This window comes from Lederbergia citrea (assembly GCF_018343525.1).
GTDB lineage: Bacteria > Bacillota > Bacilli > Bacillales > Bacillaceae_C > Lederbergia > Lederbergia citrea.
This window is the reverse complement of the sequence record NZ_JAGYPH010000001.1, coordinates 717,013-732,742: the sequence shown is the minus strand read 5'-3', so window position 1 is coordinate 732,742 and position 15,730 is coordinate 717,013. Positions and strand designations below refer to the sequence as shown.

General features: G+C 36.9%; 18 protein-coding genes. 2 read left to right on the top strand and 16 right to left on the bottom strand.

Features of this window, described 5'->3' with window-relative positions; all coding sequences use genetic code 11:
• Position 1 precedes the first annotated feature (1 nt).
• The 6 genes from KHA88_RS03800 to KHA88_RS03775 form a co-directional block, all read right to left on the bottom strand.
• Positions 2 to 502: a PTS sugar transporter subunit IIA gene (locus KHA88_RS03800; protein ID WP_213097091.1), complete on the bottom strand. Its 501-nt coding sequence runs from the start codon at positions 500 to 502 to the stop codon at positions 2 to 4.
• Between the two features lie 36 nt (positions 503 to 538).
• Positions 539 to 964, bottom strand: coding sequence for a peptide-methionine (R)-S-oxide reductase MsrB (gene msrB / locus KHA88_RS03795; protein WP_213097092.1), 426 nt, complete (start codon positions 962 to 964; stop codon positions 539 to 541).
• Positions 951 to 1,502 (bottom strand): peptide-methionine (S)-S-oxide reductase MsrA, encoded by a 552-nt coding sequence (gene msrA, locus KHA88_RS03790; RefSeq protein ID WP_213121417.1) that lies wholly within the window; start codon positions 1,500 to 1,502, stop codon positions 951 to 953. Before msrA ends, msrB begins: the two co-directional genes overlap by 14 nt.
• 27 nt (positions 1,503 to 1,529) lie before the next feature.
• Entirely contained in the window at positions 1,530 to 2,114 is a 585-nt protein-coding gene (locus KHA88_RS03785) for a YpmS family protein (RefSeq protein ID WP_213097094.1), read from the bottom strand.
• A gap of 26 nt (positions 2,115 to 2,140) precedes the next feature.
• Positions 2,141 to 2,932 (bottom strand): SGNH/GDSL hydrolase family protein, encoded by a 792-nt coding sequence (locus tag KHA88_RS03780; protein WP_213097095.1) that lies wholly within the window; start codon positions 2,930 to 2,932, stop codon positions 2,141 to 2,143.
• A gap of 103 nt (positions 2,933 to 3,035) precedes the next feature.
• Complete coding sequence (locus KHA88_RS03775) at positions 3,036 to 3,878, bottom strand: DegV family protein (protein ID WP_213097096.1); 843 nt, start codon at positions 3,876 to 3,878, stop codon at positions 3,036 to 3,038.
• Between the two features lie 155 nt (positions 3,879 to 4,033).
• On the opposite strand from KHA88_RS03775, the gene trhA reads away from it, so the two are divergent.
• Positions 4,034 to 4,684, top strand: a complete 651-nt coding sequence (gene trhA, locus KHA88_RS03770; RefSeq protein ID WP_213121416.1) for a PAQR family membrane homeostasis protein TrhA — start codon at positions 4,034 to 4,036, stop codon at positions 4,682 to 4,684.
• A gap of 37 nt (positions 4,685 to 4,721) precedes the next feature.
• Here the strand turns inward: trhA and KHA88_RS03765 are convergent, their stop codons facing one another.
• From KHA88_RS03765 to KHA88_RS03755, 3 genes are all read right to left on the bottom strand, one after another.
• Complete coding sequence (locus KHA88_RS03765) at positions 4,722 to 5,207, bottom strand: dihydrofolate reductase (protein WP_213121415.1); 486 nt, start codon at positions 5,205 to 5,207, stop codon at positions 4,722 to 4,724.
• A 303-nt stretch (positions 5,208 to 5,510) separates the two neighbouring features.
• On the bottom strand, positions 5,511 to 6,455 hold the full coding sequence (locus tag KHA88_RS03760; protein ID WP_213121414.1) for a thymidylate synthase: 945 nt from the start codon (positions 6,453 to 6,455) through the stop codon (positions 5,511 to 5,513).
• Positions 6,455 to 6,592, bottom strand: a complete 138-nt coding sequence (locus KHA88_RS03755) for a hypothetical protein (RefSeq protein WP_213097100.1) — start codon at positions 6,590 to 6,592, stop codon at positions 6,455 to 6,457. The genes KHA88_RS03760 and KHA88_RS03755 overlap by 1 nt, the downstream gene beginning before the upstream one ends.
• A 384-nt stretch (positions 6,593 to 6,976) precedes the next feature.
• Here KHA88_RS03755 and KHA88_RS03750 point away from each other — a divergent pair, with 384 nt between their 5' ends.
• Positions 6,977 to 7,339: a VOC family protein gene (locus KHA88_RS03750; protein ID WP_213097855.1), complete on the top strand. Its 363-nt coding sequence runs from the start codon at positions 6,977 to 6,979 to the stop codon at positions 7,337 to 7,339.
• Positions 7,340 to 7,417: 78 nt separating this feature from the next.
• Here the strand turns inward: KHA88_RS03750 and KHA88_RS03745 are convergent, their stop codons facing one another.
• The 7 genes from KHA88_RS03745 to KHA88_RS03715 form a co-directional block, all read right to left on the bottom strand.
• Positions 7,418 to 8,245, bottom strand: a complete 828-nt coding sequence (locus tag KHA88_RS03745) for an ABC transporter permease subunit (protein WP_213121413.1) — start codon at positions 8,243 to 8,245, stop codon at positions 7,418 to 7,420.
• On the bottom strand, positions 8,245 to 9,147 hold the full coding sequence (locus KHA88_RS03740) for an ABC transporter ATP-binding protein (RefSeq protein WP_213097102.1): 903 nt from the start codon (positions 9,145 to 9,147) through the stop codon (positions 8,245 to 8,247). Before KHA88_RS03740 ends, KHA88_RS03745 begins: the two co-directional genes overlap by 1 nt.
• A 255-nt stretch (positions 9,148 to 9,402) precedes the next feature.
• The gene (locus KHA88_RS03735) at positions 9,403 to 10,086 is read right to left on the bottom strand and encodes an anthrax toxin lethal factor-related metalloendopeptidase (RefSeq protein ID WP_213097103.1); all 684 of its coding nucleotides are present in this window, start codon (positions 10,084 to 10,086) and stop codon (positions 9,403 to 9,405) included.
• A 152-nt stretch (positions 10,087 to 10,238) separates the two neighbouring features.
• On the bottom strand, positions 10,239 to 10,838 hold the full coding sequence (locus KHA88_RS03730; RefSeq protein ID WP_213106947.1) for a YpjP family protein: 600 nt from the start codon (positions 10,836 to 10,838) through the stop codon (positions 10,239 to 10,241).
• A gap of 263 nt (positions 10,839 to 11,101) precedes the next feature.
• Complete coding sequence (locus tag KHA88_RS03725) at positions 11,102 to 11,539, bottom strand: BrxA/BrxB family bacilliredoxin (RefSeq protein ID WP_213097105.1); 438 nt, start codon at positions 11,537 to 11,539, stop codon at positions 11,102 to 11,104.
• 1,033 nt (positions 11,540 to 12,572) lie between these two features.
• Positions 12,573 to 13,712 carry a conserved virulence factor C family protein gene (locus tag KHA88_RS03720; protein ID WP_213121412.1) on the bottom strand — a complete coding sequence of 380 codons (1,140 nt, stop codon included), beginning with the start codon at positions 13,710 to 13,712 and terminating at the stop codon, positions 12,573 to 12,575.
• Between the two features lie 90 nt (positions 13,713 to 13,802).
• Positions 13,803 to 15,689: an ABC-F family ATP-binding cassette domain-containing protein gene (locus tag KHA88_RS03715; RefSeq protein WP_213106944.1), complete on the bottom strand. Its 1,887-nt coding sequence runs from the start codon at positions 15,687 to 15,689 to the stop codon at positions 13,803 to 13,805.
• Positions 15,690 to 15,730: the final 41 nt, after the last annotated feature.

Below are 15,730 nucleotides of genomic sequence, written 5' to 3'. Positions count from 1 at the left end.
ATTATTTCATTGTAATTTCCATGATTGGCGATTCGCCTGCAGTTACACTTCCTGTTTGATGCTTATTAATAGAAGCGGCATCATCACCATTTGTAATGATGATCGGGGTAATAGTACTTGCCGCTTTTTCAGTTACAAGTCCCATGTCGAAGTCAACAAGTTTATCTCCAGTCTTTACTTTATCTCCTTCTTTAACGTAGGCCGTAAAGCCTTCACCTTTCATACCTACAGTTTCCAGACCGATATGGATTAATAATTCTGCACCATTTTTAGCTTTAATGCCAATTGCATGTTTTGTCGGGAAAACTTGGATTATATCTCCATCCACAGGCGATACAACAGTTCCAGTTTCTGGTTTAACAGCCATACCATCCCCCATCATCTTTTGTGAAAAAACTGGATCTGGTACTTCTTCAAGTGAAGTCAAAGTTCCTGTTAAAGGAGAATTGATCGTAATCGTTTTAGGTGCTACTTCTTTTTTACCAAATAATTTTTTTAACAATTTACTTTCCGCCCTTCTAGAATCATATGATGTTTGTTATAAAAAAAATTTTACATATTCCTTATATCCTTCTTTTTCCAAATTTTCTTTTGGAATAAAGCGCATGGCAGCTGAATTGATACAATATCTTAAATTAGATGGGCCTGGTCCGTCCGGAAAAACATGTCCTAAATGAGCATCGGCATCTTTGCTGCGTACTTCAGTCCGGATCATCCCATGGCTTAAGTCCTTTTTCTCGACTAACTCGGATTCTTCGATTGGTTTAGTAAAACTAGGCCACCCACATCCCGCGTCATATTGATCTTTGGAACTGAAAAGTGGCTTTCCAGAAATAATATCTACATATATTCCCTCAGCTTCATTATCCCAATATTCATTTTTAAATGGAGGCTCCGTGCCATTGTCTTGTGTTACATGATATTGCATAGGAGTGAGCTTTGCTTTCAAATCAGATTTTTCCATGCTTGTCCCCCCAATACTTTTGAATAAAACCTGCTCTACCTGAACCTGTTTGGTATGAGTTGTAACGTTCAGGATTTTTCCGATAAAAATCTTGATGATATTCTTCCGCTGGATAGAACGTTTGCGCAGGTTCAATGGATACCATAATTGGTCTAGAGAAGCGATTGCTTTCATTTAAAGCTATTTTTGACTTTTCAGCTAACTGCTTCTGTTTCTCATTATGATAAAAAATGACTGGTCGATAGGAAACTCCCCTGTCAAAAAATTGACCTCCGGCATCAGTTGGATCTATTTGCATCCAAAATATTTCCAATAAGCGCTCATATGAAAAAACAGCAGGATTAAATGTTATTTGCACTGCTTCTGTATGACCCGTTTGCCCCGAACAAACCTCTTCATATGTGGGATTTTCAGTCTTGCCTCCTGTATAACCAGAAACAATTTTTTCAATCCCTGGATATTCATCAAATGGCTTTACCATACACCAAAAACAACCTCCAGCAAAGGTGGCTAATTCATGGTTATTTGCAGTTTCCATTAGAACAGCTCCTATAAAAAACAAATATTATTTAACTGGAACAAGCATTTTCATTGAGATTCTGTCTTCAGCTAAATTAAATTCCTCAGTTCTCACTCGAATTCCACCATTAAGCCTCATTTTTTGTAGTGCAACGTATATTTGCTTGTCATTTGGCTGAATGATAACCCACTCTGGAAACTTATAGGCATCTCGGATAAATTTTAGGATATAAGATACAGGCAGCTTTACACCACCAAGTGATAATGTCTTTTGCTCGAGAACAAGATCTCCATTATCAAGAGCTATTGGTTCAAACGTCATTTTTAATTGCATCGTTTCAGAAAAAACTTTTACTTCACCGTAAAGCTCTACTTCATCCGTCAATAATACTTGGTAATGGATTGGACCATTTAAGCCTTCTTTTTCAATATAATGGTTGATTAATTTATTTAGGTCATCTTTTTCCGTTCGAATAAAAAATTCAGACACTGTTTTACTGTTAGGATTGCTTTCTGGAACTCGTTCTTGATCGCTCGCTAAAAACAACAATGTTCCTAAACTGACGACAATTAAAATATTGATCGTTAAAAGCGCAATAAAAAGAATCTTCCAGGTGTTCTTATTCTTCATTCTACCTCTTCCCTTACAGCCCATTGTTATTCTAAAAATGTATGCAATTTACCTTCTTCCTTCAAATAATCATAAATGCGTTCAGCGATCAATTCATACCCACGATTATTAGGATGGAAATAATCGGTATAGAGCAGACTTTCTTCATTATTTTCAAAAATATCATCCACTGGTACAAAGCGGGCATTTTCATATTTTGACACAACATTATAGCTTGCATGGTTCCACCTTTTTACGACAGTCTCCATCTCTTTAAGATCCGAGAACCATTTGATAAATGGATTATATATTCCTAAAAGAATAATTTCAGCCTGATTGTTATATAAAAGGATTGTTTCAATTATTTCTGTTAATCTTTCACTATACCCGGTTTCTGCCTCAGCAAACTTATTCAAATGAAGCCCCATTATATTTTCCTTGAACACTTGCATCACGTCATTTCCACCTATCGTAATGACGACTAAATCAGCTTCTTCAATTGCAGTTTTTATTTGTTCTTGCTTTAGACGTGCCAATAGTTGATCAGTTCTATTTCCTTTCACACCAAAGTTATAAAACAAGGCTGTACCAATGGATTTATTATTTTCCATTTTATTTTTTAAATACGGAATATATCCCCCGAGTTCTTGGATATCACCGACACCCTGTGTTAATGAATCACCTGCGGAAACAATTGTAATATTTTTCGGCATAAAATCGGCAGGAGGCAGTTGTTTTGTTTCCCTATGAATGCTTCTAATGCCCTGCCTATCATATTGTACAGAACAGCCTCCTAAAATAAGCAATAAACAAAATAGCAATGAGATATATCTTTTCATCAATTGTGTCACCCTCAAATGTAAATTCACATTATTATAACATGTGAGGTAATGATCTAATAAAAAAACGCTGTATGGCAGTAAAGCTTTATTTATAACTCATTCAATCAACATGGTACATAAAACCAATAGCGCCAGGACCAGTATGTGTACTTACCACAGGAGTTGTTTCATCAATTTCTACTTTGTCATAACCCGTTAGTTCTTCGATTTTGGATTTGACTATTTGAGCAAGTTCCAGTCCATCCGCATGTGAAACAGCGACGCTTTTAATTGTTTTTCCTTTTATATCTTCTGTGAATTGTTTAATTAGATATTTAATGACCTGCGACTGGCTGCGGACTTTTGCTACTGGTGAAAGTTCGCCTTCATCGAGTACCGCAATCGGCTTTATATTGAGGAGAGATCCGATCAACGCTTTTGCCTTTCCAATTCTTCCGCCTTTCATTAAATTTTCCAGTGTATCCACAACTACATACAATTTAGTGTTAGAACGGATTTGATCTAATGCATGGACAATCTCATGCATGGAATGGCTTTTATTAGCCATATTGGCCGCTTCCCTTACTTGATAAGCGAGTGCTTTCGAAATGAATAATGAATCGATAACAGTTACTTTTGTTTGTGTCATTCCGGCTGCAGTTCTAGCCGATTCCACAGTTCCACTCATTTTGCCAGTCATATGTATAGATAGAACTTGACTACCATCTTTTCCGAGTTCGTCATATAGCTTAACAAACTCACCGACAGCAGGCTGGGAACTTTTCGGAAGTTCAGCAGATTGCTTCATTTTCTCCATAAAAACCTTTGGTGTAATATCCACCCGGTCTAAATATGTTTCCCCATTTATGGAGATGGATAATGGAATAACATGTATGTTTAATTTATTCACATCTTCGTTAGATAATTCACATGTAGAGTCAGTTACAATTTTTATTTTGCTCAATTCGCCACATCCTTAAAAGATTCATATTTATTATAACGGTTTCCAAACCGGAAGGATAGAAAATAGCTGTTTACTCTCATTATTACACATAAGTGAGATTTGCTATTATGTGCTGATAGTTCTATGATAAATGAGTAGAGAATGGAGGGAGTTGTATGGAAACTACATATTATACCGATGGCGAGACGTATAATTGGAAGGAAGAATTAGCTAATGCCATTACTCATGGAATTGGTTTTCTCCTTAGTATTCCAGCGTTGATTATACTCATAGTATCAGCAGTTAAAAACGGCAGTGCACTTCAAATTGTCAGCTTTACTATATTTGGTGTCTCTATGCTTCTTCTTTATTTGTGTTCAACAATGCTCCATAGTTTTAAACCATCAAAAGTAAAGAATCTCTTTGCAATCCTTGATCATTCGGCTATTTACCTACTAATAGCGGGGACATATACACCTCTTGTTCTCGTAGCCTTAAATGGCGTACTTGGCTGGACATTATTCGGAATAGTTTGGGGACTGGCAATTGCAGGAATTGCATTTAAATTTTTTTTAATAAATAGGTTTAGAGTCCTTTCGACGATCTTCTACTTAGTCATGGGTTGGCTTGTGATCATTGCGCTTAAGCCTTTGTATATCAACCTAAGCGGAGCAGGTTTTTCGCTGCTATTAACGGGTGGTCTTCTATATTCAGTTGGAGCAATTTTTTATATATGGCGAAACCTGCCGTACTCACACGCCATTTGGCATTTGTTTGTCATCGCTGGCAGTGCATGCATGTATTTCTGTATATTGTTTTATGTATGAAATAAGAAAAGCGAACCCGATGCGGCTCGCTTTTTTCTTATTTTCGATCATACACTCGGAATTCATAGTCATAGGGATTTTTTTCGTTTTTTGGTCCAGTTTTACTTGAGGTTTGCTTCCATTTATCCCAGTCAATTTCCGGAAAATAGGTATTTCCTTCAAAAGAAGCAAATATTTTTGTTACATATAATCTGTCTACTTCTTCAAGAAAGAGACGAAAAATTTCTGCTCCACCCGTAATAAAAACTTCAGATTCCTGACTGTCAATCCACTCTACCAGCTGATCTTTGGTCTGAAAAACTAAGCAGCCTTCCGCTTTATAGTCTGCAGATCGCGTTAAAATAATATTCGTCCGTCCAGGAAGCGGCCTTCCTATCGACTCGTAAGTTTTTCGCCCCATTACAATCGGATGTCCCATTGTAGTATCTTTAAAATATTTTAAATCAGCCGGTAAACGCCAAGGTAAATCGTTATTCTTACCAATTAATCCATTTTCATCTTCCGCCCATAGAAAAGAGATCATATACTTACCACTCCTTTAATAAGGTTCATCAATTTAAATTTTAATTAATACTTGAGAAATATACCATTGAATTATATTAATATACTAACAAAGATAACTAAAAAAGTCTTGAAAACATTTTAGGTATTCATAGTAATGCATTCGTTTATTCTTTCTCAGCTTAAGAAAGTTCTTCTCTGTTTAAGGAAGCTTCTATTAAATAAAGAAAATGACGTGTTCGATAATGACACGTCATTTTTAAAGTACACCAAAAGAAGGGTAGCTTTATCACTTTTAGGAGACTTTTCTTTAACTATAAAGTGTCTAAACTGCAACTTCTGCTTTTATATGTGGATGCGGACTATAGTCAAGAATTTCGAAGTCTTCTACTTTATAATCGAAGATAGATTTTGGATTTCTATTAATCTTTAGCTCCGGCAGATCCTTAGTTTCTCGAGACAATTGAACCTTAGCTTGCTCGATATGGTTTGAGTAAAGGTGAACATCTCCGCCATTGAAAATTAACTCTCCTACTTTTAGATTACATTGCTGAGCAACCATATGAGTTAATAATGCATAACTTGCTATATTAAAGGGAAGACCAAGAAATGTATCTACTGACCTTTGCTGCCACATACAAGACAATTTACCGTCAGCAACGTAGAACTGGAAAGCATAATGACAAGGAGGTAGTTTCATATTATCAACCTCTCCAGCATTCCAAGCATTAACTAACAAACGTCTTGAGTCTGGATTTTGTTTAATTTGATTAACCACATTTTTAATCTGATCTACAAAACTACCATCTTTTGTCTGCCAATTTCTCCATTGGGATCCATATACAGGACCTAGTTCACCATATAACTTAGAGAATTCATCATCCTCTAGAATTCTATTTTTGAACTTCTCCATTTCATTTTTGTATATCTCGTTAAACTTCTCATCTTTTTGGCTTCTAATGCCAAAATCAGTCATATCTGGTCCTTGGTACTCTTCACTCTCAACCCATTTCTTAAAAGGCCATTCATTCCATATATTGTTATTGTGCTGTAATAAATACCGAATATTTGTGTCTCCATTCAAAAACCATAAAAGCTCACTTGCAACTAAACGAAAAGGTACTCGTTTTGTGGTAAGTAATGGAAAACCTTTATTTAAATCAAAACGAAGCTGGCGGCCAAACACAGATATTGTTCCTGTTCCTGTCCGATCTTCCTTTCTTACTCCGTTCTCTAAAACATCTTCTAAAAGCCCTAAATAACTCTTCATTAATAGTCCTCCAATTTATTATTTTTGTCTTTTAACTCTTTATTTTTTCTGTTTTTTGTAAATATCTCATGATCTTTATCCTTCATTGCACGTTTAAATGTTTTATTTTCGATCTCTAGCACAAGAAACTCGTCCATCCAGCTCGGGCTTCATTTTTTGATTTTAATAACTTTTCCTCTAAAACTTCTATAATATTATTTTGTTCGGATTTATTATTGGAGTGAACTTCATTATTATTCAACAAATGAATAATAAAATCAAATCTTTCTTGGGTCCACTTATCTCTTTTAGAATGGCGGAGTGTATGATGATCACATTTAGCTAATATTGCAATTTTCGTAGAAGGTGTTCGTTAATTTGCGAGGAGGTTATTTATTCTATTATACCGATACTCCCTACTAATTCCAAAAAATCCAGGATATTTGTAATTCGAATTTTCCCACTATCGGAATAGTCAATTATAGACTATGATATAGAAGTATGATACATATATTTTCCGTTGGGAGGAATGCATTGTGAAAATGGAACATGTTGGAATTATGGTCAATGACATGGAGGAGTCTTTAACGTTTTATCAAAACATCCTTGGTTTAAAATTAAGAAATAGAGAGTGGTTAAATGACACCGTGGAGCTTGCCTTTTTATATTTTCCAGAGCAGCCAAGTGTAGAAATTGAACTGGTTTTTGGCGTTCAGGTTGAGAACGAAGGAATCGTGAACCACTTGGCCTTTACTGTTAATGACATTGAAGCCGAACTCATACGTTTTAAAGAAGCAGGTGTCAAATTAATAGATGAAGAACCTCGAAGCATTTTGAATGATAATGTTAAAATTGCCTTTTTTCACGGTCCGAATGGTGAGAAACTAGAATTGGTAGAAAGATAAGTAATATTAAAAATTGTTACTATCCTGATAACCCAAAAGTATAAAGTCTGACTCCTTTGTAAAAGGAGTCTTATATGTTTAGTGAATTTGCTTTTCAAATAACACATACCTGTCATTATTTTTTGAAATTGTGCTCCATAACAGCAGATTCACAATTAATATTCCTACTGAAATCAGGATAATTAACTGAACTCCCAGTATAAACAGTCCACTAACCTGGCCAATCATCATTGCAATTACAGGTAGAACGATAATCCCGCCAAGGTTCTGGGCTTCCTGATACGTCCTCACCCTAGCTGATATTAAGATATTCAGCAGCACGGAAAGCAAGATAACCATTGGAGAAAGACAGGTTATTAACGCCAACCAGTTACCTGATGGGAAGATCAACTCGCCAAACAAAGGATACCCCAAAGAATTGATAATGACTCCACAAACTACAAAACTGATGATAGAAACAAATAATGGCGGTATTAATGATGCTAATATCTTGCTCAGAAATAACGTTTTAATGGATATTGGTGAAAATAATAAACTTTCCAGCGTTCGGTTTTCCTTCTCTCCAACAAAGCTATTACCAGCCACTGTCATGGCTGTAATAATCGGAACGAGCAAAAATAAGGTTGGTAGTATAAAATTAATGAACATATAAATAATTTGCTGCTCGAGTGTATATGAAGCAAACTCATCACCCTTTGTACTGGTGAGAAGAGCATCAATAAGTTTCTGTCCGTCATCTCCGGCAATTTTTTCTGCATCAAATAGCAGTGCACCTCCCAACACAACTGAAGGGAAAATAACAGAAAACACAATCGGGATGATAATCATGGTTACCAGCAATGTCTTACTTCTAAAAATATCTTTAAGGTCTTTTTTAATCAAAGCTTTACTAATATAGGTACCCATTATTTATACCCCCTGACCTTGAAATAAATCGATTGTAAATCATTGTTCATGATTGTAACCGAATAAACAGGATTCGTCTTCAGTAAGCCAATTAGCAAATGAGGGATATCATTTTTAGTAGGCAGATCGAAAACTACGATGCTTTCTCCCAACACTCTGCAAGGGAACCCTAAATAATGCTTTTCTTTTGGCTTAAATGTCGTCTTCACTTTCACCGTGACATGTTGAACATACTTATCCTCTAACTCTATTAAAGTTCCTTGTTCAGCTATCGTCCCATTGTCGATGAAAGCAAAAGAATCGCAGATTGTCTCCAATTGATGCAGGACATGTGAACAAATAATAACTGTGGTCCCTGTTTCCTGATTATAATTTTTCAAATAGGATAAGACCATCCGAATTCCATCAGGATCCAATCCATTTGTCGGTTCATCCAAAAACAAAATGTCCGGTTTATGCAACAGCGCTTTAGCCAATGCCAACCGCTTTTTCATTCCAGTACTATACTTTCCCACCGGTTTATCCCGATGCTCGTTTAAATCAAACAGGTCAAGAAGCTCTGTCACTCTATTCTTATCTGTTACTCCATATAATTCAGCGAATAATTCCAGGTTCTCTTTTCCGCTCATCTGGTGATACAGCCCCGCACTCTCCGTCACAATCCCGGATATTTTTCTAATTGCATCCCCCCGTGATGCAGGATCCATTCCGTTTAATAAGATTGACCCTTTTTCCGGTTTAATCACGCCATTTAATATGCGGATAAAGGTCGTTTTTCCTGCCCCATTTGGGCCCAATAACCCAACTATTTCCCCTTTTTTCACCCTGAAGTTTACATTTTCTAATACCGTTTGCTGACCAAATGATTTATACAAACCTTCTACTTTAATAAAACTAGTCATTTTTCACCATCCCTCTTATATTATTTAAAACTAAACTTCATTTTCCCAAAAAATTCTTTCGAAAACGACAGTGCCTATATAATAACTCCTGAACTATTTAATTCTCTTTCCATATTAAATTACCTTCTTTTTTTGCTAAACTGATATATAATCGAAAAATAAAAAAGCCACCCTAAGTGGGCAGCTGGGGCATATACTATCGTGCTCGTGAAATATATACCTTTCCATAAATTCATATAGTGTTTCATATAACAATTAATATAATCTGCTTAATAATGTATACGTTTTTGGTGCATGTTGCTTTAATTCATTTCTTGTTTCCGGAGAAAAAAAGTAATACGCAAAGCTTTCAGCAAAATATTCTTCCTCATAATCTAGAAAATAATGTTGACCCGGAAATAATATCGGTGCTTCTAGCTCCCAAACGGATTTAATATCGACATCTATATCGTTATACACATAATGATGAAGGGAATGGGCAATTTCATGGTACTCAAGATTCACAGAGCCATGGCCTTTTCCCTTTTCACTGCTCCCTATTTTAACAAATATTTGTTTAGAGCCACCAATACCTGGTACATCATCCCATATGATCGTTTCAGGATAGCCTCTTGGATTCCTGCCTTTTAAATGGGCGACACTCTCATTATCAGTCAATTTCCCTTCAAAAAGAACTACCTTAATTTTGTTTCTCTTTATTTCTTGTAAAATTGAAACTGGTAAATGATCTATTCTATTAATAATTTTACTAGCTTCATATTCATTAAAATCACTTTCTGGCACTACAACAATATCTTTAATAAGCTGTCCGGATGTAAGCTGTAAACGTTGATACAAACCGCTTTCATTTAAAAGGACACCTTCATATGTAGCTTTAGAAAAGCTTGATCCGTATAATACCATAATAAATAATAGCGGCAAAATAATCCATTTCTTCATATGACCGTCAGCATCCTTCACATTAATAAATTACAACCAGTATAATTATTAAAATATGTTTAATTATATCATTGTTTATAATGTAGAAGAATGATAGATTATTTCCAAATAATTATATTAAAAAGCAAGTACGCTTCTGGCGCACTTGCTTTTTATACTGACTGCCAATTAGGAGGCGTATTTTTATCCCAATAAATCGTGCCAATTGTATAATGGGACTGAAAATCATCATGATAAGTATGGTAATGAAAATTAAAAGTGTATCCCTCTAGAGGTGGCTTATCTCTTCTAACATGAAAACGAATCACATCTTTATTCGTTTCGGCGTTAAAAATATGGAAGATTTTCTCGCTTGTGCCTCCCCCCGGCATTTCGGTCATGGAAAGATTTGCTAATGCCTCTTCTGGAAACTGGGACGATGTCATTTCTATAGCCGCTTCAATATTAGGTAAAATCACTTCACGAAATTCATCTTCAATGACAGTTGAAATTTTCGGTCCAAATTTCATTATTGATTGTCGCTCTGCTTCATTTGTCATCATTGCAATAAATTGGTTCTTTTTTAGTCTCGTATCCGCTTGCAAAGCTGTTTCGACTGGCAGATTTCGAGAAGGTTCATCTGGTGCGGATCCACGCTGCTGTGATTTAGAAAGTTCATGGTTTTCAGACCATAAAGCATGTGAAGGGGTAACTGCTCCAAATGTTAAGATTGATACAAGAATGATTAAGGATTTCCGTAGCCATAGTTTCATTGCCGCTTTTCCCTTCTGTTTATTCTTTTCATTTATTCTATACTAATTTGTACGGAACAGCTAAGGAAAAGTTTCGGTTCTTTTAAAAATGGAAATAAAATTTAAATACGTTATAATAGGATTATGCTACTGACAAGGGGGCTATCATCTTGACGAGTTTACTAATTGGCATTGGCTGTTTTGTTATTATCGGTTACTTCGTTTATTTAGCTATTGCAGACTAAAGCTTTGGGCAGTTGCCCAAAGCTTTAGTTTTTTTATTATTACTTACAATATTTCGCAAATGCCTCTGATAAATTACGAACAATTTCCTCAACTTCATTGTCTTCTATATCTTCTCTAGGTATAAAATGAACAACTTCTTTTCCTTTTAATAATGCCATTGAAGGAGATGAGGGCTCGTATCCCTTAAAATAATCACGCATACTTGCAGTAGCTTCTTTATCTTGGCCTGCAAATACTGTAACAAGATGATCTGGCTTCGCATCGCTTTCCTCTATCGCATTGATTGCAGCGGGCCTTGCTAACCCGGCAGCACAACCGCAAACGGAATTGACCACAACGAATGTTGTTCCGTCTGCACTATCCATGAAACTCTCTACTTCTTCTTCGGAAGTTAATTCCTTGAAATTTGCCTGAATCAACTCATCCCTCATTGGCTTGACGATTTGTTTCATATATTCTTCGTACGCATTTGACATATGTATTCCTCCTTATTCACTTATAGACTAGACTCTCGGCATTTACCGGGTCAGGTGGTACACGATGTTCTTGTGCCATTTTTTTGTCTCCGCCTACTTTTAATAGGGGGATAGTTCACTTTTTATTTGTAGAATTACCGATTATATATTGAATGAGATAAATAATCTTCATATAATGCGTCCGCCTAACACCGTTGACTTCCGTTCCAGGCGGACGCTTTCCGGGGGGCGTGCGGTGAGCCTCCTCAGTCGCTTCGCGCCTTGCGGGGTCTCACCCGTCACGCTAATCCCCCCAGGAGTCGCCGCCTTCCACTCCAATCAACTGAGATATTCTTTTTCTCATGGAAGGCGCCTGTTCCTACTTTCTGCACCTCTTAGCTAAACCAACCCTCAGTATCACAGAATAGCTGGATGAATTGGTGCCTCAAGTCGCAAATTATAAGAAAGTTAATTATGGCTCCAAAAAAACATCGAACCTTTCATTGATCTGAACGTTCGGACCAAGAAAAACTTCAGAACCGAAAGCGATATTCAAATAGCTTCGGGGCTCCCAGTATGCCCGGCTGGCCTGATGATGAACGATCGATTCTTAACGGTCATATTTTCTCTTAAATGGCCTAATGTTTTTTAAGGCTCTTTTCTAAGGGATTGTTGCTTTAAAACAAAATCTGTTGAAGGTTGATTGGAGCGAAAGTGCGAGACTCCTGCGGGATCAGCGGGACAGGTGAGACCCCACAGGCGTTTACGCCGAGGAGGCTCTTGGAAAAGCGAAAGCGCCTTGACCAGCCCCGACAAGCATAAGACATATTACATAGTGGCTTGCCTTTCAGCCACGAAGTAATATGACTTATGACCTCGAGGGGCTAGGCGCTGTAGCTGGACAAACCGCCCGCCCCGCGGAAAGCGAGCAACTGTAGCGGAAATCAACCATGCACTAACTTGGTAAAGCAACAATGTTTGCAAATACGGCCTTTTTTAAAAACAAGTAAGCTTTTGGAAATTCGGCCGATTTACGCCTCGAAATTCCGAGGGTCTACACTTTATCTTTCTGCCTTGCCTCCGTCATTTGCTTCCAAACAGAACCTTTAGCCTCTTCCCCGCCTTCAATTCGTTCAATCGCCATTTTAATTTGTAATTGAACTTCAAATTCGGGATCATTTTCTGCAGCTTTTAATGCAGGCAACACACTCGCATCGCCAACTTCATATAAAAACATCGCGGCTCTCCAGCGAACAATTTTACTCTTATCTTTAAGAGATTCACTCATTTCGCTCATTGCTTCAGGAAACCCAAGATCGGATAAACAATCACCCGCTGTTCTTCTCACAGTAACTACTTTATCATGCAGTCCCTTATATAAAAATGGCAATACACGCTCGTCTTCAATCATGCCAAGATATACAACTGCCAAGCGGCGAATAGACATTTTGTCATCCGTCAAAGCTTTTTCTAAAACAGGTAAATCTTCGAGAGTGGGATTATCCATTTGCTCCAGCAATTGATACCGTTTTTTCCAATCAGGATCTTCCAGCATGTCGGGAGTAAGTTTTAATAATTGTTTTCTGGTCTTATTTACCTCACCATGAGGCTTATGAGCTCTTTCGACAAGCGATACTAGCCTTTCCTTAGGGTATGCTGCACCAAGCTCCTCAATAATTTCATTTCCTAGAACCTCTAAATCACCATATCTGGCGCCCATATCTTTCCATTTCCTAAGTAAAATGTAATTATCGCTTTCTAGTTGTGCGGCTTCCATCGCTTCCTGAAATCGTTCCGGCAAGCCAAACCTTTTTTCTTCATTTCCGGTTGTCAACTTAACTTGAAGAGGAATATCTTTAAACATTTGAATCTGAACATTTACTTCTCCAAAATGTTCATCTGGCTGCTCATTTTCTGTTGTTGTCATTGTCTCTGCATCTTCTCCAAAGGCTTCTCTAACCTTTGGAAGAATTTCTTCCCAGCTGTATTTCCCATTTCTTTCCACCGCTAAAAAGTCAGCAACATGGTAAATACCTTTTACTCCCTCAATTTGTAAAATCGTTTTAATAATTGGCGGGGCTTCATCAGCTTGGTCATTTTTATAATTATTACTTCTCCCTGCCGGTAATTCTTCATCTAAAATAATCTTCATTGTATTAGGACTGGGAGTAGGTTCGATCGTTTTGATATTCATAACTGCTCCACCTTTCATAAATACGTAGCTTCGGGCGAGGCTAATAATGATATTGTACCATAGGCAAGTTGTAATCCACGTTATGGGACTTTAATTAACTAACTCCGACAAGTATGACCAACGTGAGATTAATTCTTCTAAGTGCTCATTCATATTGTCAATTTCGACCATAATCTTCTGTGCCTTTTCAAAATCACTGCCAATACCTTCAAGTTCGTGTTGTAGAGTCTCTAATCTTTCTTCCGCTTGTTCTATATTAACTTCGATTGATTCCCATTCCCTTTGCTCATTAAAAGACATTTTTTTCTTTGTATTCATGTCTTTTTTCGGCATAGAGGGGCTATTATTTTCTTCAATGATTTTATTGTTTTTTAATTCTTCTTCTTCAGCTTCCAAGAATTCGGTATACGTACCATAAAACTTCTCAATCTTTCCTTCGCCGTGAAAAACGAGTAGTTCGTTTGCAGTTTTATCTAAAAAATACCGATCATGTGAGACTGAAATAACTACGCCAGGAAATTCTTCAATATAATTTTCTAGTACTGTTAAAGTGGCCGTATCGAGATCATTTGTAGGTTCATCAAAAAGGAGGACATTGGGCTTGCCCATTAAAAGTTTTAATAAATATAGCCGACGTTTTTCCCCACCAGACAGCTTTCCTATTACGGTACCATGTGTATTCGTTGGAAATAAAAACCGCTCCAGCATTTGGGTTGCTGAAATTGTCTCGCCTTTAGATGTCTCAATGACTTCCCCCGCTTCACGGATATAAGCAATCATTCGTTGGTTTTCATCCATTTCGTCGTTTTCCTGTGTATAGTAGGCAATCTTCACCGTCTGTCCGGTTAATAGTTCTCCGCCATCTAATTGCAGGTTTCCGGATAATATGTTTAGTAAAGTGGATTTGCCGCTCCCATTCTTTCCAACTATTCCGTATCTATCACCCGGTTTTACAAGCCAATTAAAGCGATTTAAAATGATTCGACTATCGAATTTTTTTGCAGCATCGATCAGCTCAAAAACTTGCTTCCCAAGTCGACTTCCTTGTAGGGCAATATCAACATCTTCCCTTGATGGAACTTTCCCCATCTCGTCTTCAAGTTTACTGAAACGCTGAATTCTTGCTTTTTGCTTTGTTGATCTCGCTTTCGCGCCTCGTTTAATCCAAGCTAATTCTCTTCTATATATATTTCTTCTTTTTTCTTCCGCTTGCAGTTCCTCGTCTTCCCGCAATGCTTTTGCTTCGATAAATGATTGGTAATTTCCTTGATACGAATACAACCTTCCGTGATCTAACTCCAATATCCGTGTTGAAATATTATCAAGAAAGTATCTATCATGAGTGATGACCATGACTGCATTTGGATATTTCCCCAAATAACTTTCGAGCCATTTAATCGTTTGAAAATCTAGATGATTTGTTGGTTCATCAAGTAGCAGTAAATCAGGTGTTTCGATTAAAGCCTGTGCAAGAGCCACTCGCTTTTTTTGTCCACCTGATAAAAAACCGATTTTTTGTGTCATATCGTTTAAACCAAGCTTTGTTAAAATGACTTTCGCATTCGTGCTAGCTTCCCAGCCGTTTTCTTCATCCATTTGTTTTTGCTTATCAAACAAATTTTGCTGATTTAAGGTATTATCCGGGTCTTTTTCCAATTGAAAGAGGGCTTCTTCATACGCTTTGATCAGCCTTATGATTGCTGCATCACTTTGAAAAACTTGGTCCAGAATTGTCAATGAATCATTTAGCTCTGGTGATTGGGGTAAATAAGCAATTTTATAGTCTTTTGGATGGGTAAATGTACCCGAATCCGCTTCTTCCATACCAGCTACCAATTTAAGGAGGCTCGATTTGCCTGTACCGTTCACACCGATAATACCGATTCTTTCCCTTTCATTTACATGAAAAGAAATATCCTCAAACAATCTTTTTTCCCCATATGCCTTCGTAATCTTTTCTGCAGAAAAAATCTTCAATATAAACCATTCCATTCTTTATTAAATAATACAAAAATAAG